Consider the following 22,437-nt stretch of genomic DNA (forward strand, 5'->3'; position numbering starts at 1 on the left):
GGGAATTGATGAGAAATGAGTATAGGTTTGGGGCGCTGAGTAGTTGGTATATGTGAATTGTGAACGTCTACAAAAAAATCTCATTTAGGATGAAAAAAATTTCGTGAAAGAGAGGAAATGGTGCACGTTTTTCCTCCAAATTCAGAAAAAACGTGCACACTTTTCCAATTCGATTACTCGCCGATAATCGTTAATTTTCTTGTTTTTTCTGCAACAGCTTCTGGGTCTACTTTGATTCTTGAAACGCCCGTTTCCATTGCTGCTTTTGCCACTGCTTTGGCTACCGCTGGCGCTACTCGTGCATCAAATGGCGCAGGAATAACGTATTCCGCTGACAATTCTTCATCTGATACAAGGGAAGCAATCGCTTCAACAGCTGCAATTTTCATTTCTTCGTTAATGTGTGTCGCACGTACATCAAGCGCTCCGCGGAAAATACCAGGGAATGCAAGGACGTTGTTCACTTGGTTCGGGAAGTCAGAACGGCCAGTTCCTACAACACTTGCACCTGCTGCATGTGCATCTTCTGGCATGATCTCTGGGTTTGGATTAGCCATTGCGAAGATGACAGGATCTTTTGCCATTTTCCCAACCATTTCTTTAGTTAAAGCACCTGCTACTGAAACGCCGATAAAGACATCTGCGCCTTCAATCACTTCTTCTAAAGAACCTTCTTTACGATCTTGGTTCGTGAATTTAGCTACTTCATTTTTCACTGCATTCATACCATTCGGACGGCCTTCATAAATAGCGCCTTTTGTATCACACATGATAATATCACGTACACCGAAATGATAAAGAAGTTTGATAATCGCAATTCCTGCTGCTCCAGCGCCGTTTGCAACCACTTTAATTGAAGACATTGATTTTCCAGACAGCTTCAGTGCATTTACAAGTCCTGCCACTGTTACAATCGCTGTCCCGTGCTGATCATCGTGGAAAACAGGAATGTTTGTCTCTTTTTTCAAACGCTCTTCAATGATAAAGCAGTTTGGTGCTGCAATATCTTCAAGGTTCACGCCGCCAAATGTCGGCTCAAGAAGCTTCACTGTTTCAACGATTTTGTCTACATCGTTTGTTGCAAGTGCGATTGGGAATGCATCAACACCTGCAAAGCTTTTGAATAATACAGCTTTTCCTTCCATTACTGGAAGAGATGCTTCTGCCCCAATGTTTCCAAGCCCTAACACAGCACTTCCGTCTGTGACAACAGCAACCATATTGCCTTTCATTGTATAATCATACACTTTGCTTGTGTCGTCATAAATATCTTTACATGGCTCTGCCACACCTGGTGAGTAAGCCAAGCTCAAGTCTTTCGCATTTTTCACTTGTACCTTTGATTTTGATTCGAGTTTGCCTTGATTCTCTTTGTGCATATGTAATGCTTCTTCTCTTAATGACATGTGATGAACACTCCTTCAAGTGGAAAATGATTTAATGAATTGCTAAGTTGATAAGCACATACTTGGCAGTTTAAATACACAGAATCTTTAAAATGATAACACAATAGGTGAAATTGTAAAACATATTCAGACGATTTGTCATCATTTAATCACAACGTTTTGTTCACCGAGCAGCTCTTTTAACTGGAAAATCACCGCATGATCTGCATGAACTTTGTATGCATCTGGAAGTCTCATCGTCTTTTTTTGCTTTTCATAATACAAATAGACATCTGCTTCTCCGCTGTGCATGGAGATCACTCGTTTCACTTGTTCTAGCAGCTCTTGCGTATGGTTCTCTTCTTTGACTCGAATGTAGACAGATTCTTTTCTTTTAGAGCCCATCTCTTCCAGTAGAACAGCTTCTTGCACGATGATTTGACTGCTCTCATTTCTGACATCTATTCTGCCTTCAACATAAAGCATTGCGCCCTCCTCAAGTAAGGGGGACAGCTTTCTAAATTGCTCTGGAAAGACGACACCTTCCATTTCTCCCGTTTCATCCCCGAATGTGACAAATGCCATCGATTGTCCATTTTTTGTCCGAATCGATTTCACCTTTGTCAAAAGACCACCCATTGAGATCTTTCGCTTTATATAGGAAGAAAGTCTGATGATTTCCACTGCACCATTCTCTCTCAAACGATCTCGATACGCTTGTACTGGGTGATTTGATAAATATAACCCGAGTGCTTCTTTCTCAAATTGCAAGAGATCGACAAGCGGCATTTCTTCTATCTCCGCATATTTTGGCTTAATGGAGAACGTTGTATCCCCAAGAAAGTCCAATTGATCCTCAGGTGTTAAAAATGACACATGGTCTAACGCAATATCTATCGATGCTAATAACGAAGCACGATTTGGATGAAGCTCATCCATTGCCCCTGAGAAAATGAGGGCTTCAATCGTTTTTCGGTTGACACTCTTTGTTGATACCCTTGCGCAAAAATCAAATAAATCTTCAAATGGCTTTTCCTGTCTTGCTCTGTATATATCCTTTACAGCTGACACTCCGACATTTTTGATCGCTCTTAAGCTGTAGCGGATCTCCCCTTTTTCAACCGTGAATGGAAATTCGCTCTTATTAATAGAAGGCTTCAACACAGATATCCCTTTTTCCTTTGCCTCATAGAAATATTGAGCCACTTTGTCTTCATTTCCAATCACACTCGTTAAAAGACCGCACATAAAATATAACGGATAATGCGCTTTTAAATAAGCAAGCTGAAAGCCGATCATGCTATATGCAACAGCATGGCTTCTATTAAAACCATAGTTTGCAAATTTGACGATTAGGTCATAAACGTCATTTGCAATGTTAACAGGATACTCCTTTTTTAGGCATCCTTCAACAAAATGGCTTCGCTCTTCATCAAGCACCTTTTTATCCTTCTTTGAAACGGCTCTTCTTAGTAAATCAGCCTCGCCCAGCTTAAAGCCTGCCATCTTTGCTGCAATCAGCATGATTTGCTCCTGATAGACGATAACCCCATATGTATCCTTTAAGATGTCATACAAATCTGGATGCGGGTAGGAGACTTTCACTCTGCCATGCTTTCGGTCGATAAAGAGCGGGATATTCTCCATCGGACCCGGGCGGTATAAGGCATTGACAGCCACGATATCTTCTAGACTAGAAGGTTTCAGTCGTCTCAGCACCTGACGCATACCTTGTGATTCGAGCTGGAAAATCCCCGTTGTATCTCCCGCTGATAACAAATCAAACGTTTTCTGATCTTCATATGAAATGTCACTAAAGTTAATGTGGACGTTTTCCTGTCTTTCAATCTGGTTTTTAATGGATTCAATTAATGTTAAGTTTCTCAAACCTAAAAAATCCATTTTTAAAAGACCGAGATCTTCTAAATAATTCATCGCATATTGCGTCAAATACACTCCATCATGGCCTTCTTGAATAGGCACGACTTGTGTGAGCGGCTCCTCACTTAGGACAACGCCGGCTGCATGTGTTGACGTATGTCTTGGTAATCCTTCTACCTTTAAAGCGGTTTGAAACACTCTTTGCAGCTCTTCAGATTGCTGGAGCAATGTTTTTAATTCTGAGGAGACTGTCACCGCTTCTTTCAGTGTCGTCCCTGGCTTTGATGGGATGAGCTTTGCAAGGCGGTCTGCTGCTTTTGAATCAATTCCCATCACACGTCCGACATCTCTTAAAGCTGCCTTTGCGGCAAGTGTTCCAAACGTGACAATTTGCGCCACATGCATATCCCCATATTTGTCTTTTACATATGAAATGATTTCATCTCTTCTCGTGTCAGGGAAATCGATATCTATATCCGGCATGCTGATTCGTTCAGGATTTAAAAAACGCTCAAATAAAAGCCCGTGACGGATCGGATCGACATCTGTAATAAACAGAACATACGCAACTAAAGAGCCTGCTGCTGATCCCCGGCCAGGACCTGTGACTATGCCATGATCATGAGCATACTTCATAAAATCCCACACAATGAGGAAATAGTCACTGAAATTCATTTTTTGAATGATGCTCAGCTCATACTCAAGCCTTTTGATATATGTGTCATTTGAAGCAATCTGTCTTCGTTTCATGCCTTCTTGGCACACTCTTCGTAAAAACTGATCAGCTGTTGATTGATCAGGCGTCGGATAAGTTGGCAGTTTCGTCTGACCAAGATTTAAATCGACCTCACAGCGGTTTGCAATCTCAACCGTTCTTGCCAGCAATTCTGGATCATCACCAAACCACTTCATCATTTCTTCGGTCGATCTGAAATGCTTGTCTCCTTGGTCTTCCTCTATTTCTGATAACTGCTGGCCTGCTTTAATGGCCTTTAAACATGTATATGCGGTTTTGTCCTCTTGATGGATATAGTGGACGTCACCTGTTGCCACAAGCGGGATGTTCGCCCTTTTTGAGAGTTCCCGCAGCTTATGAGACAGCTCTTCGTCCTGCTGAAACGGCTGAACGGCTAAATACACATGTTCCTCACCAAAAAGATCTTTTAAATGGCTCGCTGCATCCCTTGCTTCATCTAGCTGATCATGTTGCAGCAGCGTTTCAATATAGCCGGATACGCCTGGTGTGATGGCAATAAGGCCATGATGATAGGCTTTCAGCCATTTCTCTTTCAGGCCGGTTTTTGACTTTGATTTCAAGACACTGCTAATTTTGATCAAGTTTTGATAGCCTTCATTGTTTTTGGCAAGGAGGATCAAAGGATAAGCCTCTGTCTCTTGTTCATCTATGAAGACAGAAGCTGTTAAACCGATAATCGGCTTGATGCCATGTGTTTTACATTCCTTATAAAATTCAACCGTTCCATACATCACATGGTCATCCGTAAGAGCGAGCGCTTGATAGCCAAGTTCTTTCGCCTTTAATACGAGCTCCTTGACCTTCGCTGCACTGCTCAACAAGCTGTATCCACTGTGGACCTGAAGATGAACATAGGACATGCTTAATCCACTCCTTTCGTCTAAATTCATTCTTTCATTATAAAACGCGATGCGGTGAGAAACAAATGTTCTTTCTTTTCCGCTCGTTCATACTTGTCCAGCACACGCCATATATTGAATAGAGTGAGGTGGGAAAAATGGATGTGAAGGAAGCCTTTATTCCAAACTTTATTAGTTGTTATTTTATCGCACTGGGGGTTATTTTGGGCGGTGCCATTATAGGCGGGGTAGGTGCATATTTATCTGGTCAGCCACCGCTATCAATTATTTCAAGTCTTGCCAACCGCTTAAAAATTTGGGCACTTGTTGCGGCAATCGGTGGAACTTTTGATGCGGTCTATAGTTTTGAAAGAGGGATTTTCGAAGGGAACACACGTGATATTTTCAAGCAGATCTTGTTAATTATCTCTGCTATGGGCGGTGCGCAAACGGGGTATCTCCTGATTACGTGGCTCACTCAGGAGCATGTGTCATCATGAGGGTGCCTGAGCTGTATAAACGTCCAGGCTGGCAGCGTTTTTTTGCTGGGATGATGTTCGGCGCAATTATCAGCTGGCTGATTTTTCTCTTTACGTATGGCACCTTTCAAGAGAAGCAAGTGACACTGCTCAGAAGCCAGCAGCACCATATGGACAGTCTGAAAGAACAAATCACACTCTATCGGGAAGATTTGCATAAATTAAATGAAGACAATAAGCAGCGTCTGCTTATTCAGAGCGTAGACGTTCACCTCGTCAACCGTGAGCAGTACAAAATCCCGGAGCCAGATACCTTGAAATTTGAAGATCAGGTGAAAGAGGATATCTCAGAGGTGATCACAAAGGATATTGAAAGTGTCTATAAAACAAAAGAGCTCTTAAAACGGACCGTGGAAAATAAAGAATATACGATTAGAGAAAAGGCATACCGCGCCAAAGTCACTGAGCTGACCATTTATACAAAGCTATCGCTTGAAGTGCGTATTTCCTTTGCTGAATAATAGATGATGTGGAATTTTTATGAATTTCTGCACTCAATGATCGCTTTTCACTTGTTATTTTTATACACTAAAAGAAGAACGAGATGATTATAAGAAAGAGGTGAGAACAATGGAGGTTTACAGCTATCGTCAAATGGCACGAGACAAAGCAAGCCGGATTAAAGACGGCATGTGTGCTTATGCTGAGACAGAAATGATGGCCCATTTAATTAAAAAAGAATTAAAGCATCAAAATCTCCAAGCCTATGAAGATTCAACTGACATCGGCTGCTGGTTTATCCCTGTATCCAAGTAACCCTTTTCTCAAAGCTCAAAAAAGAGAGGGGGGACTTGAAGCCCCTCTCTCACGATGATGATTTACATACTTCTTCTAAATCACGCAAAATCTCATCTGCAACTGCCCAATCATATATGGACGCACCGGCTGCAAGCGGGTGACCTCCGCCATGATATTTTTTAGCAATGGTGTTAATGACGACGCCTTTTGAGCGGAATCTCACACGAATCTGATCGTTCTCTTCCACAAAAAAGACCCATGCCTTAATCCCTGCAATATTTCCAAGTGTTCCAACAAGCTGTGAGGCTTGCTGCGCTGTTGTTTGGAATGACTCCAAAATGTCACGTTTAATAAAAACAGAAGCTACGCCATTCTCTGATAAGGAGATATGTTGAAAAATATAGCCATTTAATTTCACGACATTCAAATCTGTCTCATACAATTGATTGAAAAGGTCTGATGATGAAAACGAATATTCGATGAGTTCACCCGCATATTTGAGTGTCTTTTTCGTTGTGTTTGGGAAAAGGAAACGGCCTGTGTCTCCTACAATGCCGGCATAAATGAGTTCTGCCGCCTTTGTATTCAGCTGATATCCTTCTTCTTTCCCCTCTAAATACAGCTCATAAATCATTTCACTAACAGAGCTTGCTTCTGTATCAACCCAAAGCAAATCACCATACGGATCTTCATTCGGATGATGATCAATTTTCATCAGCTTATCGCCCATTGAATAACGCTGATCATCAATTCTTGCTTGATTCGCAGTGTCACAGACAATGACAAGGGCACCTTTGTACACTTCATCTGGCACGTCATCTAATTCATATAAAAATGAAAGGGATGGCTCAGGGGTTCCTGTCGCATAAATATTTTTTTCTGGATAGGTGGCACGCAAGATTTCCGTAAGGCCGCACTGCGATCCATATGCGTCTGGATCAGGTCTTACATGTCTATGAATGATGATGGTGTCATATAATGATATGGTTCTAATCAGTTCTTTTTTCATAAATACTCCTTCTTATGCGATACTCTTTTTATTATTAAATCATAATCTACCCAGACAGAAAAGTGAGGAATAGACAATTTATTCTAGTAAGCAAGCCTATTTACGTTTAAAATAGGGTTGTAACCACTTACAATGGAGGCTTGGCACATGCTTGTTTTGATTGTGTTTATTATTTGTTCTGCCATGTTTTATTTATACTACAAAGCAAAGAATGTCCGTACGAACCGGCCGGTCGAAAAGAAATTCTGGTCTGCCAAATCAAGTATGGCACTTGGCTGCTTTGTCCTGCTCTTCGGTGTGAATCAATTATTTTTAAACCGCTCGTCACTCGCATTTGTCATTGGGTTTGTTTTTGTTGCAGTTGGTATCGGCAGTACATGGGCCGGATATAAAGCCTATAAGCACTATCTTCCGCTCTTTTTAAAGGAAGGCGAAAAAGACCACGCATAATAGAGAAAGGGCTAAAATGAACTTTATTTTAGCCCTTTCTCTTCTTTTCAGCGTGATAGAAAACCTTTGCAGCCCTAGGAAGGAGGAGTACTGGCGCGGAGCGAATGTCACATTCGTGAGCACCAGCACGCAGGACTGATAAAGAATACGAGGGTTTGTTTACACGCTGAAAGGGCGCATTCATGCCGCCCTTTTTTGCCTATTATCCTCTCTCCATCAGCTGCACCATCAACATCGCTTTGCCTACAATATTTGACTGATGGTAAACTTCCACTTCCAGCTTTCCAAACTTGCGCCCAACTTCTAAAATATTCGGTTTGATCTGTATCGTGGATTCCATTTGAACCGGTTTTAAGAAATAGACAGAAAGACTCTCTACAATTAGCTCGCCTTTTTTATGAGACTTTAAGAAGCGGTTGGCTGATTCGATTAAAATTTGTGTAAACACACCATACGAAATATTGCCGAGCTGATTTGTCATTTGTGGTGAGACTTCATATTGGTACACCGCATCTGTTTTTGGTTTTTCTGTCTCAGTCTCCTTAAATCCTCGTGACACGACATCATCCAGCTTTTCACCGACCTGCGGCTGCTTTTGAATCATTTGCAGCGCCTTCAGCACGTCCTGACGGCTAATCATCCCAATCAGCTTCGCATGATCATTTACAACTGGCAGCACCTCAATACCTTCCCACACCATCATTTGTGCAGCTGAAGCGACAGATGTTTTGCCAATAACGGTCAGCGGATTTTTTGTCATCACTTTTTCAATCGGTGTAGATCGGTCATGGCCTGCAATATCCTTTGAGGTCAAAATGCCGTGAATTTTCATTTGATCGTCTGCTACCGGGAACCGGCCGTGCCCGGTTTCATAATTCTTTTCATACCATTTCTCAAGTTTGTCTTCTGGCGATAAATAGACGGTCCGTTCTATCGGCGTTAAAATATCCTCCACAAGCACAATTTCTTTTTTAATCAACTGGTCATAAATGGCCCGGTTAATGAGAGCCGCTACGGTAAATGTATCGTAGCTTGTTGATAAAATGGGTAGCTCAAGCTCATCTGCGAGCTGAATAATTTCATCATCTGTTGAGAATCCCCCCGTGACCAGCACAGCCGCTCCCGCCTCTAATGCTTGCCGGTGAGCATTGATCCGGTTTCCTACGATCAACAGGTTGCCTGCTGCTGTGTAACGCATCATCGCATCCAGTTCCATTGCACCGATGACAAATTTATTTAACGTTTTATGTAAGCCAGCTCGTCCACCAAGCACCTGGCCATCAATGACATTGACCACTTCCGCATATGTCAGCTTTTCAATATTTTCTTTTTTCTTCTGTTCAATTCGAATGGTACCGACTCGTTCAATGGTGCTCACGAACCCTTTATTTTCAGCATCCTTAATAGCCCGGTAAGCCGTGCCTTCACTGACTTTCATTTCTTTCGCTATACGCCGGACAGAAATTTTCTCTCCGACATCTAATGAATCAATATACGATAAAATTTGCTCATGCTTTGTCGCCAATCCCGTTCACCCTTTTTGTTTTCAGCGTTTTCATCTATATTTCATTATAAAGGCAGGAGGCTTTTAATAGCAATTTGTCTTTTACACGAGCACGATGCAAGCAAATAAAAAAAGCCGGTTGGATGCCGGCTTTTCTTCCTATTATTAAATATCGATGGATTCTCCGCTGTTTAATACGTGACCCACGCCGCCATGCAAGCTGTCTGCAAAGGCATGAGGATCTTGCTCAATCGGCGGGAATGTACTGTAATGAATCGGTACGACTTGTTTCGCACGAAGCCACTCTGCTGCGATTCTCGCATCGTCTGGTCCCATCGTGAAGTTATCACCTATTGGCAGGAAGGCGAGCTCAATATGATTCAGCTCCCCAATGAGTTTCATATCCGAGAAGAGAGCCGTGTCTCCAGCATGATAAATTGTTTTGCCTTCAGCAGTAAATAAAATACCGGATGGCATCCCTGTATACGTAATCGTTTTGGATTCTTCATCAATGACCGCTGAGCCATGGAACGCTTGCGTCAGCTTGACTTTACCAAATTCAAATTCACGTCCGCCGCCTATAGAAAGCGGGTGCGTTTTCACCCCTTGCCAGCCTAAATAAGTGGCAAGCTCGAATGGCGCAATCACGAGTGCGTCATTGTTTTTAGCGATTTCAATCGTGTCTCCGACGTGATCTCCATGCCCGTGCGTGAGCAAAATCACATCTGCTTTCACATCTTGCGGTTTGATATCCGTGTGCTTATTTCCATTTAAAAATGGATCAATCCAAATATGGTATCCGTTTGTTTCAATGTGTACGACTGAATGTCCATGATATGTAGCTTTCATGTAAATATATCCACCTTTCGAATTTGATCTCATTTTGTCTATTCCCTCTATAAAAAGCTGAAAAACTTAGTGCCTATGAATCACATTAAGACCACCTGTTGCTTCAATGACGGTTCCTGTAATGAGGTCTGAACGGTCATCACATAGAAATGAAATGATACGACCGATATCCTCACCTGTCCCAGACCGACCAATCGGTGTTTCATCGTCTTTTATCTGACGTGCTTCCTCTATCGTTGATTCTTTCATGTCTCCAACGATTTTGCCTGGACACACCATATTAGCAGTGATGCCGTTTTCGGCTTCTTCAATCGCAATGGTTTTCGTTAATGACGCAAGGCCCACTTTTGCCGCTCCGAAGGCTGATCTGTGCATCCAGCCTGGCGCATGGTCTGCTCCTTGGAAGCCATATGTGATAATCCGGCCAAAGCCTTGTTTTCTCATCATAGGGATCACCATTCGGAACAAATGGAACACTGCGGATAGGTTGCCTTCCATCATTTGATACCATTCGTCTTCAGAGTAATCCGCGAGTTTTTTTCGTTCAAAAATATAAGGTCCAGCATTATTGATCAAGGCATCAATCCGCCCAAATCGCTCTGCTGCCAGCTCGACCATGTTTTTTAAATCTTCTTTGTTTGTCACATCGCCTTGGACAAATTGAAGCTTTTCTTCGTATTCTTGCAGTTCTTCTTTCATCTGCCGGACAGCTTCATCATCACTTCGATAATTCACTGTCACAGAATACCCCATATTCAGTAAAGACTCGGTGACTTTCCTGCCAAGTCCTTTAGAACCCGCTGTTATTAATGCGTGTCGCACACAATCTCCTCCTAAAGCAAAGGTTGCAAGTTCATGTGTTTCTTTTGTTATCTTTACTTTACTATAAACCGGCTCCCTTCGCACTTTTGAACCCTTTAACAATGAGGGGAAAACCGTATAGGGTGATTCATCCACTTTTTCATATCCCATGAACCATGGATATCGAGAAGCAGCGAAACAAACCGATAGCATTCTCTCACCTCATGAAGCTGGCGAGGAAGCGGGCAAATCTCTTCATAGCCCAATTGAACCACTTGTGCAGCTTCTTTCGTCAAAAGATATTCTAGTGCAATCAAATCAAACGCAGCTGGTCCAAATACGACATATTCCGTATCAACTAGACTCGCCACTTGATCATCGTCTTCAATATATTGCGATGGGTCTAAATCAATTAAAATGAGACTGGCTGCATCAGGAGGACTTAGCGTTTCAAGCTTTTGCTGCACCTTTTCTGCATAATTCTGATATTCAGGCTGATCAGCGTAATAGCGGCTGATGAGTTTGGAGACTGCCTTTTTTAACAGCGCATGGAATTCTCTCAAATGTCTCTTTTCTCCCCCGTATACTGCTCCGAAAAAGTTTGTTTGATATGAATGAAGATGCGCTAGTCTCCTCCCGTAATCCCTATAGAATTGTGCTGAACGGCCCTCAAAAGATGTTAAAGGGATTCCTTCTACTTTTTCCATGACATAAAAGTGTTTCCCCGCCTTCTTCACTTTACGAACAACTTTCGGAATATGGAAGGAATTCGTATGAGCCAGCTTTTCATTGATTTCATCAAGATGCTCTTGTACAGTACGGGCATCTACTCCATAAATCATGTTGATCCCATACACAAATTCACTTTCTTCTCTTGCAGTTTTTGGAGATTTCACTACATATTCCGTTTGGTCTTGTAAGGAAATCAGCCACACATCATTAGCCCTACCGTCGTATGGTTCTCCTAACGTTTTCACTGATACGATAGGCTGATCAAACAAAGCCTGAAGCGTTTTCTTCATGAACTGTTGTCACTCCTTATTCAGCTTGACACTGGTATGCTTTCATTTTCTCCAGTGAAGATCAATCTCCTTTTTCCCCTGAAAAAAACCATCCGTATAAACGAATGGTTTTGGCGAATTATGCTAGGCAGGCTTTTGCTTTTTCTAAAGCGAGCTGAATTTGTTTAAATCCAGTTCCACCTGCACTTGTTCTTTTTTCAACAGCAACATACGGATCAAGAACAGTGTAAATGTCTTTTTCAAAGAGGCCGCTTGCTTCTGTAAATGTTTCAAATGGAAGGTCACTTAAATAGATGCCTTTTTGAATGCATGTATACACAAGCTTCCCAACGATTTCGTGTGCTTCACGGAATGGCATGCCTTTTTTCGCAAGGTAGTCTGCCACTTCGGTCGCATTTGAGAAATCTTCTTTTGTTGCTTTTTTCATGATGTCTTCGTTCACTGTCATTGTTTGAATCATGCCTGTGAAGATTTGCAGGCTGCCAGCGATTGTTTTCACCGTATCAAACATGCCTTCTTTATCTTCTTGCAAGTCTTTGTTATACGTAAGCGGCAAGCCTTTCATAATCGTGAGCAGCCCCATCAGGTTGCCATATACCCGCCCTGTTTTTCCGCGGATCAATTCAGCCATATCCGGGTTTTTCTTTTGCGGCATCATGCTGCTGCCTGTTGCGTACGTGTCATCAAGCTCAATGAATTTGAATTCTTGAGAGCACCATAAAATGATTTCTTCACAAAGACGTGAGAGGTGCATCATCACAAGGCTGCTATTAGACAAGAACTCTAAAATGAAATCACGATCACTCACGCCATCAAGGCTGTTCTCGTAAATATGGTCAAAGCCAAGAAGCTCTGCTGTATATTCACGATCAATTGGGAATGTCGTTCCTGCTAACGCCCCGCATCCAAGTGGTGACACATTAATCCGCTTCAATGAATCTTGAAAACGTGCTTTGTCCCGCTCAAGCATCCAAAAGTAGGCGAGCATATGATGAGCAAAGGAGATAGGCTGTGCACGCTGTAAGTGCGTATATCCTGGAAAAATCGTTTCAACGTGCTGTTCAGCTTTTTCTACAAGCACTGTTTGAAAAGAAGAGATCAGCTCAATGATATGCTCTACTTGGTTATTCAAATATAAATGCATATCGGTTGCGACCTGATCATTCCGGCTTCTCGCTGTGTGCAATTTGCCGCCAAGCGGACCAATCTCATCAATGAGCATTTTTTCAAGGTTTAAATGAATGTCCTCATAATCTACTGAGAAATCGAGTTCATCCGCCTCTGCCTTTTTCATGAGCGTATTCAGTCCGTCTTTGATTGCAGCGGCCTCCTCATCGCCGATGATACCACATTTATTCAGCATACTTGCATGGGCAAGGGAGCCGGTCAGATCTTCTTTGACTAATTGTTTGTCGAAATGAATGGATGCACCAAACTCATCGACCCATTTTTCTGGTGTTTTTTGAAATCGGCCTCCCCAAAGCTTTTTCATGCTTTAACCTGCTCCTTTTTATTCACGATGCTGTTTACTTTTGTTGGTAAACCCCAAAGGTTAATAAATCCTACAGCTGCATCATGATCGAATTCATCTGCTTTTGTGTAAGTCGCTAGATTTTCATCATAAAGTGAATATGGTGATTTACGTCCTTCTACAATGGCATGGCCTTTAAATAGTTTCACACGTACAACACCTGTTACGTTCTTTTGCGTTTCTTGTAAGAATGCATCTAGTGCTGATTTAAGTGGTGAGAACCATAAGCCGTTGTATATTAATTCAGCCATTTTTTGTTCAACGATTGGCTTAAAGTGTGCTACTTCTTTAACAAGCGTTAAGTCTTCAAGTTCTTTGTGTGCTTTTAATAGGGTAACTGCACCTGGGCACTCATACACTTCACGAGATTTGATTCCAACAAGACGGTTTTCAACATGATCGATTCTGCCTACACCATGCTGGCCAGCAACTTCATTTAAATGAAGGATCAGATCAGATAATGAATACTGGATTCCGTCAATCGCTGTTGGTTTTCCTTTTTCAAACGTGATTTCAATGATTTCAGGTGTGTCAGGTGTTTTTTCAAGTGGATTTGTCAGATCATAAGCACCTTCTGGCGGCGCTGCCCAAGGATCTTCTAAAATACCACATTCGTTACTTCTGCCCCAAAGGTTTTGGTCAATTGAATATGGGCTATCTAAGTTAATCGGAATTGGAATACCGTGCTTTTGTGCATAGTCGATTTCTTCATCACGAGACCATTTCCATTCACGCACTGGTGCAAGAACTTCTAGGTCTGGATTCAATGCTTTGATTGATACTTCAAAACGAACTTGGTCGTTTCCTTTCCCTGTACATCCGTGTGCAACGGCTACGGCATTTTCTTTCTCTGCGACTTCCACTAATTTTTTGGCAATGAGCGGACGAGATAGTGCAGATACTAACGGGTATTTCCCTTCATACATCGTGTGTGCTTGCAGTGCTGCAAGTGCAAATTCTTCAGCAAACTCTTCTTTTGCGTCGATCATGTAAGATTGAACAGCTCCGACTTGAAGTGCTTTTTGTTGAACGAATGCTAAATCTTTTCCTTCACCTACGTCCAGGCAGCAAGCAACAACTTCGTAACCTTGCTCCTGTAACCATTTAACTGCAACAGAGGTATCAAGACCTCCGGAATATGCTAATACGACTTTTTTATTTTGTGACATGTTTGAAAAGCTCCTCTCGCTTGTTTTGATTCTGTGAATGTTTTTTGCATAAAAATAAGTTTTAATTTATAAACATGCATTTAGTATGTATACACTGTAACAAGGAAAAATTGTTTTTTCAACCCCTTTATGAAAAAAACTCTGCCAAATTTTCTTGGCAGAGTCATTTTGGGCTATTTTTGATCTTTTTCAAGCTCTCGCAAGACATGAGGAAGCTCTGGAATAATGAGTTTGGTCATGGCTAACCGAACTGCTCCGGTAGAGCCTGGTGTGGCAAAAACGGCTTTTTGGTTAATCACCCCTGCCGTCGCTCTAGATAAGATCGCGGCTGATCCAATATCTTCTGTATAGCTCAGCATGCGAAAAATTTCTCCAAAGCCCGGCAGCTCTTTTGAGAAAAGAGGTGTAATGGATTCAATCGTGACGTCCCTTGATGCAATACCAGTTCCCCCGTTTAACAAGACGGCATCAATCTTCGCTTCGCTTGTTCCTTCTAAAACGGCGTCTTGAATCGCCCCAATATGATCTTTCACAATATCATATGCAAGAATAAGATGCCCTTGTTCTTTGAGCAAATCAATCATCAGACGGCCGCTTTTATCTGTTTCTTTTGTCCTTGTATCACTGACGGTAATGACTTTTACATGAAGCCTCGTTTTCGCTTCGCGTTTATGTTCTTCGACGCTCATCTCTTCACACCGCTCCTTTCATATTGCCTCACATTATAGCATGCTGATTTCAATAGAAAAAAGCCCTTTTCCGCTGAGGAAAAGAGCTTTAAAAGGATGTTACGCTAAACGCATAACGTCTCTTGCAATCATGACTTCTTCGTTCGTTGGAATCACGATGACTTTTACAGGAGAGTGAGGGTAGCTGATGAATGCTTCTTCGCCTCTCATGTTGTTAAGAGATGGATCCCAATATACGCCCATGAATTCTAGACCACGAAGTACACGTGCTCTCACTTCTGAGCTGTTTTCACCGATTCCAGCTGTGAAGATGATGGCATCTACACCATTCATTCTCGCTGCATAAGAACCGATGTATTTATGAATACGGCTTGCAAAAATATCTAGTGCTACTTCTGCACGGTCGTTTCCTTCTTCTGTCGCTTCTTCGATATCACGAAGATCACTTGAAAGACCAGACACACCTAAAAGACCACTCTTCTTATTCAAAGTAGAAAGTACTTCTTCCGCTGTATGTCCTGTTTTCTCCATAATAAATGGAATAAGGGCAGGGTCAATGTTACCTGAACGTGTTCCCATTGCAACACCCGCAAGTGGTGTGAAGCCCATTGACGTATCGATTGATTTTCCGCCTTCAACTGCTGCGATACTTGCACCATTTCCAAGGTGGCAAGAAATCAAACGAAGCTCTTCAAGAGGACGGCCTAATAGCTCTGCTGCACGCTCTGTTACGAACTTATGGCTTGTCCCGTGGAATCCGTATTTACGAATACCAAAGTTTTTGTAGTAGTCGTACGGAAGGCTGTATAGGTAAGACTGCTCTGGCATTGTTTGGTGGAACGCTGTATCGAACACAGCAATCGCTGGTACGTCAGGCAGAATTTGTTTAAATGCTTTGATTCCTACAACGTTTGCAGGGTTGTGAAGTGGTGCAAGCTCTGAAAGCTGATCAATGTCATTGATGACTTCATCTGTTAATACAACAGAATCGCTGAATTTTTCTCCGCCGTGAACGACGCGGTGTCCTACGCCATCAATTTCATTAAAGTCTTTGATGATGTTAAATTCAATTAGTTTTTCAAGCAGCATTTTAACCGCTACTGCATGATCTGGAATATCTGTGACTTCTGTTTTCTTTTCTCCATCTACAGAAATCGTGAAGATACTGTTGTCCATTCCGATTCTTTCAACAAGACCTTTTGTTAAAACGGTTTCTTCTGGCATGTCGAACAATTGGAATTTAAGAGATGAGCTTCCTGCGTTGATTGCAATAATTTTGGACATTACTGTCGCTCCTTTTACTCAGTTGTTATATAAGGTTTCACGTTTTTTCGGTGCTATATTCAACCTGTTTGAACGGGTCTTTTATAGTTTAACGATAAGTCCGAAAAATATCTGACTTTTTCATTTAAACATTGAAAACTTTGCATTTCAAGTACACCTTCGAACTGTTACCGCTTACATCAATAAGTCGTTATTTTCTGAATAATAAAATAGCCAGACATCACTCTGGCTATTCTTTCGTTTCTTTTTCTTCTATAAACCATTGGTCTAATTTTCTCATGACGCCAACCATTGCTTCCTTCTGTGAGAAAGATGGCAGATTGGCAAATAGCATACGTTTCGGTGCTTCGAGCCCCTCTTTTTTCTTTTGCATCACAAATAAGCTTTTGGCATGCTTTTTGTCTTTGAACATAGAGACTGGCAGCTGAATTAGCGCATTCATATATGCATGTTCTTTGATGAAATCCTTTAATTGTACGCTTTCTTTTCCTTCAAATAAATCGTTTGGAATGATGAAGAATAAGAAGCCGCCTTCTTTCGTGTAACGAAGACTTTGCTCAATGAATAAATAATGCGCAAAGGAATGACCTTCTTTTGCCTTCAATTCATAATCTTTAGCGCGCTCATCATTTGGATAATACCCGACAGGAAGACTGCATACAGCAACATCTGCTGGTGAGATAAGAAGCGGCTCAAGGCTGTCCTGGTGGAAAAGCTCTACTTCTTTTTCTTCTAAGTTCGCTTGTGCCCACGCAATTTTAATGAGCACGTCATCAATTTCAGAGGCAAAACCACGTTTTGTTTCTGCTGTTACATTGTTGAGGACCGCAAGCAGTAAATTCCCTGTTCCCGCTGCTGGATCAAAGACAACCAGCTCTTTTTGTCCTTCTAAAAATTTATTGACCAAATAGCTGACAAACAGACCAATTGTATCAGGTGTCATCTGCCGGTTTGGATGTGAAATATCTTTTTGTCCTTTCAGTACGGCGAGCTGAAACGCTTTACGAATCTGCTCATGATCATAAGAGGCGAAATCTGCTTTCTCTATTAAATCTTTTAGTAAACCGTTTCGATCATTTGACTGGAAAAAGGCTTCTCCTGCTTCTGCCAATGCTTCAATATAGGAAATGTTCTGTTCCTTTTTTAAACGAATTGAAGCTGTATCGAGCAGCTCAAAAATCGTACTCACTTGATCTTTCTGCAATGCTTTTCTCTCCTCGCTTTGTTAAAAGCTATATGTTCTCATTGAAAAGAGCCCCAGTATGAAGCCGGAGCTCTTGTCGATGCTGCTTTTATAACAGTGATTTCGCAGCCTCAATGGCTTTTTCATAATTTGGATGATTGGTTGCTTCGCTTACATACTCAGTGTAAACGACTTTTCCGCTTGGGTCTAATACGAAGACCGCACGCGCCAATAAACGCAATTCTTTCATATATAAACCAAACGCTTCACCAAATGACATATCTCTATGATCAGATAATGTTTCGACATTTTCAATTCCGTTTGCTCCGCACCAGCGTGCTTGTGCAAATGGTAGGTCTGCACTAATGGTATAAATATTGACCGGACCTAAGCCGGCTGCCTCTTCATTGAAACGTCTTGTTTGTGCGTCACACACACCTGTATCAATAGAAGGAATCACTGAGATAATCGTCACTTTTCCTGTTAAATCAGAAAGTGAAACTTCCCCTAGTGAGTTCGTTAATACCGTAAAATCTGGAGCCTGCTCGCCTACTTTCACTTCATTTCCTACAAGCGTTACTGGGCTCCCTTTAAATGTGATCGATGCCAAAACAATTCCTCCCTTATCAAATGTATGGTTCTATCATAGTAGAGAAAGCAAAAAACTGCAAAGCCTAATCGTCCATTTTGAAAAAAAAGTTAACTGCAGGGCAGCTAACTTTTTAAAGGTCTATGTCATCTAGTTTTCGTTCTTTGTGACGATGCTCCCGTTCATCCTTCTTAAACATGTGCTGAAGACGTTCAATTGCTTGAGGAGCAGAATCCAATATTTTATCGAGCAGATGTGTGTGTTCATCCAAATGAAGCATTCGTACGCCATTTGTTCCCACAATTAAAAAGGCGATTGGTGTAATCGATACTCCCCCACCACTTCCGCCTCCAAATGGGAGTCTCGGTTCTTTTCGTTCTTGTTCATCAGACCGTTTTTCTTTCTTTTGGTTACCGTTGAATTCACTGCCGCCGGCTGCAAATCCAAAACCAACCTTTGACACAGTGAGAATGACACTGCCGTCAGGGGTTTCGACTGGATCGCCGATGATCGTGTTCACATCAATCATTTCTTTTAAGTTTTCCATCGCTGTCTTCATCAGACCTTGGATTGGATGATCTGCCATTTTCGGGTTCCTCCTTAAACAGATGATTCATTCTTCGTTGCTTGAAGAGAGGCATTTTTTCTCGCCTTTCTCCCTTTTAACCAATGGACAAGTAATCGAATGGCTGCAAGCATAGCATGTCCAATCCGAAAATAAGCTATACATGCAAAGTGTGTCTGTGATACTTTGTGCTGAAAAGCGGGAATCACTTCATAGACGGGTTTGTGCTTAAAGGTGAGGTGCTCCTGCATAAAGGCAAGAAGTGCTCCTTTTACTGACCACACACCACCGGCTGCTACACCTGTTAAAGCTGCGTCATGAAAACCAATCCATGTGGACCAGTGAAATGAGACGATTTTTATATGAATGAAAAACTTTCGCATGATCCGGTTTAGATCGACAATTTCTTTTGTAATACGCTCCATTTGATGAAGGATTTCCTTTACATCACGTTTTCCCACTTTTTTATGCATGGTTTCTTTTTCTTGATTAGGCGTTTTGGTGCTGGCCATTTTCTTTTCACGAATATCAATCGTTTGATCTTCCGTATTCACTTTCACCATCGGAATGTCTTTCTTCAGTCTGACGATTCCATATAAGGTGATGATCTTCACCGCAATATGGTCATTGTCATTTGCATGTGAATAGTCCAGTGAAATGGTCACTTTCATAAAGATCAATAAGATCACAAGGAACAAAAAAGCTGCGATCCAAACGTACAGCACTGTGCTCACTTCCTCCATAACAAATGATGCTTCCTCTACGATTATGGCTCTCCTTCTGGATTTTATACCCAATCACCCAAAAAAAAGAGTTTGACCGGTACCCGGCCAAACTCTCTTTGATTATGCGTTTGATTCTGTTTTTTCATATAAATGTTCATGAACAACCACCGTATCTGCAAAGTAGTCATGAACCCCTTGCTTTTTCGGCGTAAACCCAACCACGGCATAGAGAACAAAAAGCGTATTAATATATCGCCCCACAATTTCTCTAAAGAAAATGACATCCCATGGCAGCTTCTTCTCCGGCTGAAGTGAGACGACTTTGATTCCAAACACCATCTTTCCAAGTGTTTGTTGGAAAATCTTCGTCATGATCGCAAAATAAAGCAGAAAGACAATTGTCGTTGTGACGGAAAATGGGGAAAACCAACCTCCCCCTTTTGACCAGCCAAAGAGACTAAAGATTGGAGAAACCGTCAAATGGTTAACACCCCATACGACGAGCCAATCTAGGATAAATGCCCAAAATCTAATCCAGAAACCTGCAAAGGCCTGCGCTTCAATTGAAGTGCGCTTCGCAAGAGTCGGCCTTGATTCTCCCTCTTGGCTGCGACTTTCCGTTACTTCATCGAATGTAGAATCCATCTATGATCCCTCCTTTATTTTGAATAGAGATACATCGGTTTAGACCCATTTGAGCCAGCCAGTGTTTCTTTTAAGTTCAGAAAATCAATTTCGCTTTTAAAGAGCTTGCTTGCACTCATATTGAAAAGAGAGTTCCAGCCAAAGCTTTGTGAATAGCTGATAACCTTTGCCCCTTTTAGGCCTTTTTCATTTTTCTTCATTGCTTTTAGTGCATCTTCATAGTACCCAAGCTCATCTACTAATCCGTTCGATTTCGCCTGTGTTCCGTCATAGACCCGGCCGTCAGCAATTTTCTTGACGTCCTGCTTAGACATGCCGCGTCCTTCAGAAATGACTTTCACAAAGCCTTCATAAGAGTTGTCAACCATGCTTTGCATGATAGCACGCTCATCTTTTGTCATATCACGATTTGGAGACATGATGTCTTTGAATTTTCCACTTTTAATGGTTTCATATTTGATGCCTAAATTATCTGCCAGCTTTGCATAATTCAAACTTTGCATGATGACCCCGAGAGAGCCTGTTAACGTTTCAGGTGAAGCAAAGATTTTTTTCGCTGGAGTGGATACATAATAGCCGCCAGAAGCCGCCATTGAACCCATGGAAACATAAATTGGCTTCTTCGCTTTCTTTACTTCTTCTAATTTTTTATGTATTTCAGCACTTTCATAGACACCGCCGCCAGGAGAGTTGACACGCAGCAAGACACCTTTCACAGACGCATCGTCTTTTGCTTTATCTAATTCTTTTAAGAACGCACGATGATCATATGCTTCCCCGCCTAAAAGGCTGGATGCACCACCGTTATCTTGAATCGTACCATTAATCTCAAGTACAGCAATTTTACTCGCTCCGCTGCCATCCTCTAGTACCTTTTCTTCGATTTCGTCCCCGAATTGATAGCTCATCTTATTATCATTGAAGCTTTCATACAAGGCCGTCGTGATACTAATCACAATCGAAAAGCCGAAAACACCAAGTGCAATGATTAAGGCTACCCATCTTTTCGCATTCATTTCTTTCTCCTCCTTTTTGTCTCACTTCGTTCATACGAATACACACATGAAATGTTTCACAGGAACTGTGGTTTTTTTACATTTCATTTCAACATATGATAGCACCGATGTGAAATGACGATCAACTTTACATCTTCTATCATTTGCTCATCATGACGAAAAATTGGTTATTTTATCCTCTTTCCACATCTAATAGCTCAGATCATCTCCACAACGAAACGCCCAGACCTCTCTATCCTCCAAAATGAGCTATTAAATTATGCTCAAAGTCAGCGTTGTCTAATCACTTACAATGACTCATTTCTCAAATGGAAGCCTCTATCATGATGAAGCGTCTTTCTAATATTTTTACTTTCATATGAAAAAAGTGTAAAATGTGAGCAAGGGTTTTTATGTAAGCCCTTTACTACTCGAAATCTATTTTTGACAACAAAGGGGAGAACGTCAATGACAGACAATCGTCGCAATGTATTTTTCTTTTACAAAAAAGATCATGAATTGGATGGACACATTTCTTCTCTGGAGAAGCTCGCTACCGATCAAGGCTTTCACGTCGTAAAGCGTGCAGAAGATGCCCATATCATTGCTTCAATTGGTGGAGATGGTACATTTCTTCAAGCGGTTCGCAAAACGAACTTCCGGGATGACTGCTTGTATGTAGGGGTATCAAAAACAGAGAATTCGCACCTATACTGCGATTTTTCGTTAGAACATTTTGATCAAATGATTGATGCCATGAACACTGAACAAATTGAAGTGAGAAAATATCCGATCATCGATGTAAGCGTTGACAGTACAAACCAGTTCCATTGTTTAAACGAACTGTCGATCCGCTCTAGCATCATTAAAACATTTGTCATCGATGTGTATATAGATGATTTCCATTTTGAAACCTTTAGAGGCGACGGGATGATTATTTCCACTCCGACCGGTTCAACAGCCTACAATAAATCTGTCAACGGCGCCGTGGTGGATCCGATGCTTCCGTGTATGCAAGTAACCGAGCTGGCATCGCTGAATAACAACTCATACCGTACACTTGGAGCTCCTTTCATTTTAAGCAGTGATCGCAAGCTGACACTAAAGGTTGTTCAGGACGGTAACGACCATCCGATTATCGGTCTTGATAACGAAGCGCTAGGTACAAAACATGTCAAACAAATTGACATTGGCCTTTCTGGTAAAGTGATCAAAACGGTCAAATTAAAAGATAACTCCTATTGGGAAAAAGTAAAACGCAGATTCCTTTAATCATTGACAAGCTCCT

Annotated in this window: 22 protein-coding genes; 5 read left to right on the forward strand and 17 right to left on the reverse strand. The window is 41.7% G+C overall.

The features are described 5' to 3' along the window. Window positions 1-173: 173 nt before the first annotated feature. Together ABG082_RS13205 and dnaE are read right to left on the reverse strand one after the other, a co-directional pair. A complete protein-coding gene (locus ABG082_RS13205) occupies window positions 174-1,406 on the reverse strand; it encodes a malic enzyme-like NAD(P)-binding protein (RefSeq protein WP_007501712.1) in 1,233 nt (410 codons plus the stop codon). A 141-nt stretch (window positions 1,407-1,547) separates the two neighbouring features. Beyond that, complete coding sequence (gene dnaE, locus ABG082_RS13210) at window positions 1,548-4,883, reverse strand: DNA polymerase III subunit alpha (RefSeq protein ID WP_098680635.1); 3,336 nt, start codon at window positions 4,881-4,883, stop codon at window positions 1,548-1,550. Between the two features lie 137 nt (window positions 4,884-5,020). Between dnaE and ABG082_RS13215 the strand changes: the two genes are divergently transcribed. The 3 genes from ABG082_RS13215 (at window position 5,021) to ABG082_RS13225 (ending at window position 6,157) form a co-directional block, all read left to right on the forward strand. Continuing rightward, entirely contained in the window at window positions 5,021-5,362 is a 342-nt protein-coding gene (locus ABG082_RS13215) for a YtrH family sporulation protein (protein WP_007501717.1), read from the forward strand. Continuing rightward, a complete protein-coding gene (gene ytrI, locus ABG082_RS13220) occupies window positions 5,359-5,862 on the forward strand; it encodes a sporulation membrane protein YtrI (RefSeq protein ID WP_007501718.1) in 504 nt (167 codons plus the stop codon). The genes ABG082_RS13215 and ytrI overlap by 4 nt, the downstream gene beginning before the upstream one ends. 109 nt (window positions 5,863-5,971) lie before the next feature. After that, entirely contained in the window at window positions 5,972-6,157 is a 186-nt protein-coding gene (locus ABG082_RS13225; protein ID WP_008346082.1) for a hypothetical protein, read from the forward strand. Window positions 6,158-6,206: 49 nt separating this feature from the next. Here the strand turns inward: ABG082_RS13225 and ABG082_RS13230 are convergent, their stop codons facing one another. Then, the gene (locus ABG082_RS13230) at window positions 6,207-7,148 is read right to left on the reverse strand and encodes a bifunctional oligoribonuclease/PAP phosphatase NrnA (RefSeq protein WP_348936169.1); all 942 of its coding nucleotides are present in this window, start codon (window positions 7,146-7,148) and stop codon (window positions 6,207-6,209) included. A gap of 147 nt (window positions 7,149-7,295) precedes the next feature. Here ABG082_RS13230 and ABG082_RS13235 point away from each other — a divergent pair, with 147 nt between their 5' ends. Then, entirely contained in the window at window positions 7,296-7,598 is a 303-nt protein-coding gene (locus tag ABG082_RS13235) for a YtpI family protein (RefSeq protein WP_008343164.1), read from the forward strand. Window positions 7,599-7,800: 202 nt separating this feature from the next. Here ABG082_RS13235 and ABG082_RS13240 read toward each other — a convergent pair whose 3' ends face one another. The 14 genes from ABG082_RS13240 to sppA all read right to left on the reverse strand — a co-directional run bounded on the left by ABG082_RS13240 (window position 7,801) and on the right by sppA (window position 21,170). Further along, the gene (locus ABG082_RS13240; RefSeq protein WP_017358275.1) at window positions 7,801-9,123 is read right to left on the reverse strand and encodes a CBS domain-containing protein; all 1,323 of its coding nucleotides are present in this window, start codon (window positions 9,121-9,123) and stop codon (window positions 7,801-7,803) included. Window positions 9,124-9,267: 144 nt separating this feature from the next. Continuing rightward, window positions 9,268-9,951, reverse strand: coding sequence for a metal-dependent hydrolase (locus ABG082_RS13245; protein WP_035391153.1), 684 nt, complete (start codon window positions 9,949-9,951; stop codon window positions 9,268-9,270). 66 nt (window positions 9,952-10,017) lie between these two features. After that, complete coding sequence (locus ABG082_RS13250; protein WP_008343153.1) at window positions 10,018-10,773, reverse strand: SDR family oxidoreductase; 756 nt, start codon at window positions 10,771-10,773, stop codon at window positions 10,018-10,020. Window positions 10,774-10,868: 95 nt separating this feature from the next. After that, complete coding sequence (locus tag ABG082_RS13255; protein ID WP_250026746.1) at window positions 10,869-11,774, reverse strand: phosphotransferase; 906 nt, start codon at window positions 11,772-11,774, stop codon at window positions 10,869-10,871. Window positions 11,775-11,892: 118 nt separating this feature from the next. Further along, on the reverse strand, window positions 11,893-13,266 hold the full coding sequence (gene argH, locus ABG082_RS13260; RefSeq protein WP_217816493.1) for an argininosuccinate lyase: 1,374 nt from the start codon (window positions 13,264-13,266) through the stop codon (window positions 11,893-11,895). After that, entirely contained in the window at window positions 13,263-14,474 is a 1,212-nt protein-coding gene (locus tag ABG082_RS13265; RefSeq protein ID WP_008343148.1) for an argininosuccinate synthase, read from the reverse strand. Before ABG082_RS13265 ends, argH begins: the two co-directional genes overlap by 4 nt. Window positions 14,475-14,647: 173 nt before the next feature. After that, complete coding sequence (locus tag ABG082_RS13270; RefSeq protein WP_348936170.1) at window positions 14,648-15,163, reverse strand: molybdenum cofactor biosynthesis protein B; 516 nt, start codon at window positions 15,161-15,163, stop codon at window positions 14,648-14,650. Between the two features lie 99 nt (window positions 15,164-15,262). Then, a complete protein-coding gene (locus tag ABG082_RS13275; RefSeq protein WP_007501728.1) occupies window positions 15,263-16,447 on the reverse strand; it encodes an acetate kinase in 1,185 nt (394 codons plus the stop codon). 229 nt (window positions 16,448-16,676) lie between these two features. After that, window positions 16,677-17,651 (reverse strand): class I SAM-dependent methyltransferase, encoded by a 975-nt coding sequence (locus ABG082_RS13280; RefSeq protein ID WP_008343142.1) that lies wholly within the window; start codon window positions 17,649-17,651, stop codon window positions 16,677-16,679. Window positions 17,652-17,739: 88 nt separating this feature from the next. Continuing rightward, a complete protein-coding gene (tpx, locus tag ABG082_RS13285) occupies window positions 17,740-18,240 on the reverse strand; it encodes a thiol peroxidase (RefSeq protein WP_007501731.1) in 501 nt (166 codons plus the stop codon). Window positions 18,241-18,352: 112 nt separating this feature from the next. Then, window positions 18,353-18,805: a GerW family sporulation protein gene (gene ytfJ / locus ABG082_RS13290; RefSeq protein ID WP_007501733.1), complete on the reverse strand. Its 453-nt coding sequence runs from the start codon at window positions 18,803-18,805 to the stop codon at window positions 18,353-18,355. 14 nt (window positions 18,806-18,819) lie between these two features. Then, window positions 18,820-19,527, reverse strand: a complete 708-nt coding sequence (locus ABG082_RS13295) for a DUF2953 domain-containing protein (RefSeq protein WP_017358280.1) — start codon at window positions 19,525-19,527, stop codon at window positions 18,820-18,822. A gap of 102 nt (window positions 19,528-19,629) precedes the next feature. Continuing rightward, window positions 19,630-20,154 (reverse strand): RDD family protein, encoded by a 525-nt coding sequence (locus ABG082_RS13300; RefSeq protein WP_008343136.1) that lies wholly within the window; start codon window positions 20,152-20,154, stop codon window positions 19,630-19,632. Window positions 20,155-20,168: 14 nt separating this feature from the next. Further along, entirely contained in the window at window positions 20,169-21,170 is a 1,002-nt protein-coding gene (sppA, locus tag ABG082_RS13305) for a signal peptide peptidase SppA (protein ID WP_008343134.1), read from the reverse strand. Between the two features lie 447 nt (window positions 21,171-21,617). Between sppA and ABG082_RS13310 the strand changes: the two genes are divergently transcribed. After that, window positions 21,618-22,421 (forward strand): NAD kinase, encoded by an 804-nt coding sequence (locus tag ABG082_RS13310; RefSeq protein WP_017358281.1) that lies wholly within the window; start codon window positions 21,618-21,620, stop codon window positions 22,419-22,421. Window positions 22,422-22,437: the final 16 nt, after the last annotated feature.

Origin of the sequence: Bacillus sp. BS1807G30 (assembly GCF_040047675.1) — a bacterium.
Classification (GTDB): Bacteria; Bacillota; Bacilli; order Bacillales; family Bacillaceae; genus Bacillus; species Bacillus altitudinis.

What these genes read in the sequence shown, in the direction of transcription:
- ABG082_RS13230 (WP_348936169.1), bottom strand. Translation starts at nt 7,148, where the DNA reads ATGAAAAAAGAACTGATTAGAACCATATCATTATATGACACCATCATC.
- dnaE (WP_098680635.1), bottom strand. Translation starts at nt 4,883, where the DNA reads ATGTCCTATGTTCATCTTCAGGTCCACAGTGGATACAGCTTGTTGAGC.
- argH (WP_217816493.1), bottom strand. Translation starts at nt 13,266, where the DNA reads ATGAAAAAGCTTTGGGGAGGCCGATTTCAAAAAACACCAGAAAAATGG.
- ABG082_RS13235 (WP_008343164.1), top strand. Translation starts at nt 7,296, where the DNA reads ATGCTTGTTTTGATTGTGTTTATTATTTGTTCTGCCATGTTTTATTTA.
- ABG082_RS13295 (WP_017358280.1), bottom strand. Translation starts at nt 19,527, where the DNA reads ATGGAGGAAGTGAGCACAGTGCTGTACGTTTGGATCGCAGCTTTTTTG.
- ABG082_RS13270 (WP_348936170.1), bottom strand. Translation starts at nt 15,163, where the DNA reads ATGAGCGTCGAAGAACATAAACGCGAAGCGAAAACGAGGCTTCATGTA.
- sppA (WP_008343134.1), bottom strand. Translation starts at nt 21,170, where the DNA reads ATGAATGCGAAAAGATGGGTAGCCTTAATCATTGCACTTGGTGTTTTC.
- ABG082_RS13265 (WP_008343148.1), bottom strand. Translation starts at nt 14,474, where the DNA reads ATGTCACAAAATAAAAAAGTCGTATTAGCATATTCCGGAGGTCTTGAT.
- ytfJ (WP_007501733.1), bottom strand. Translation starts at nt 18,805, where the DNA reads ATGGCAGATCATCCAATCCAAGGTCTGATGAAGACAGCGATGGAAAAC.
- ytrI (WP_007501718.1), top strand. Translation starts at nt 5,359, where the DNA reads ATGAGGGTGCCTGAGCTGTATAAACGTCCAGGCTGGCAGCGTTTTTTT.
- ABG082_RS13300 (WP_008343136.1), bottom strand. Translation starts at nt 20,154, where the DNA reads ATGGATTCTACATTCGATGAAGTAACGGAAAGTCGCAGCCAAGAGGGA.
- ABG082_RS13205 (WP_007501712.1), bottom strand. Translation starts at nt 1,406, where the DNA reads ATGTCATTAAGAGAAGAAGCATTACATATGCACAAAGAGAATCAAGGC.
- ABG082_RS13310 (WP_017358281.1), top strand. Translation starts at nt 21,618, where the DNA reads ATGACAGACAATCGTCGCAATGTATTTTTCTTTTACAAAAAAGATCAT.
- ABG082_RS13275 (WP_007501728.1), bottom strand. Translation starts at nt 16,447, where the DNA reads ATGTCCAAAATTATTGCAATCAACGCAGGAAGCTCATCTCTTAAATTC.
- ABG082_RS13245 (WP_035391153.1), bottom strand. Translation starts at nt 9,951, where the DNA reads ATGAAAGCTACATATCATGGACATTCAGTCGTACACATTGAAACAAAC.
- ABG082_RS13225 (WP_008346082.1), top strand. Translation starts at nt 5,972, where the DNA reads ATGGAGGTTTACAGCTATCGTCAAATGGCACGAGACAAAGCAAGCCGG.
- ABG082_RS13215 (WP_007501717.1), top strand. Translation starts at nt 5,021, where the DNA reads ATGGATGTGAAGGAAGCCTTTATTCCAAACTTTATTAGTTGTTATTTT.
- ABG082_RS13255 (WP_250026746.1), bottom strand. Translation starts at nt 11,774, where the DNA reads ATGAAGAAAACGCTTCAGGCTTTGTTTGATCAGCCTATCGTATCAGTG.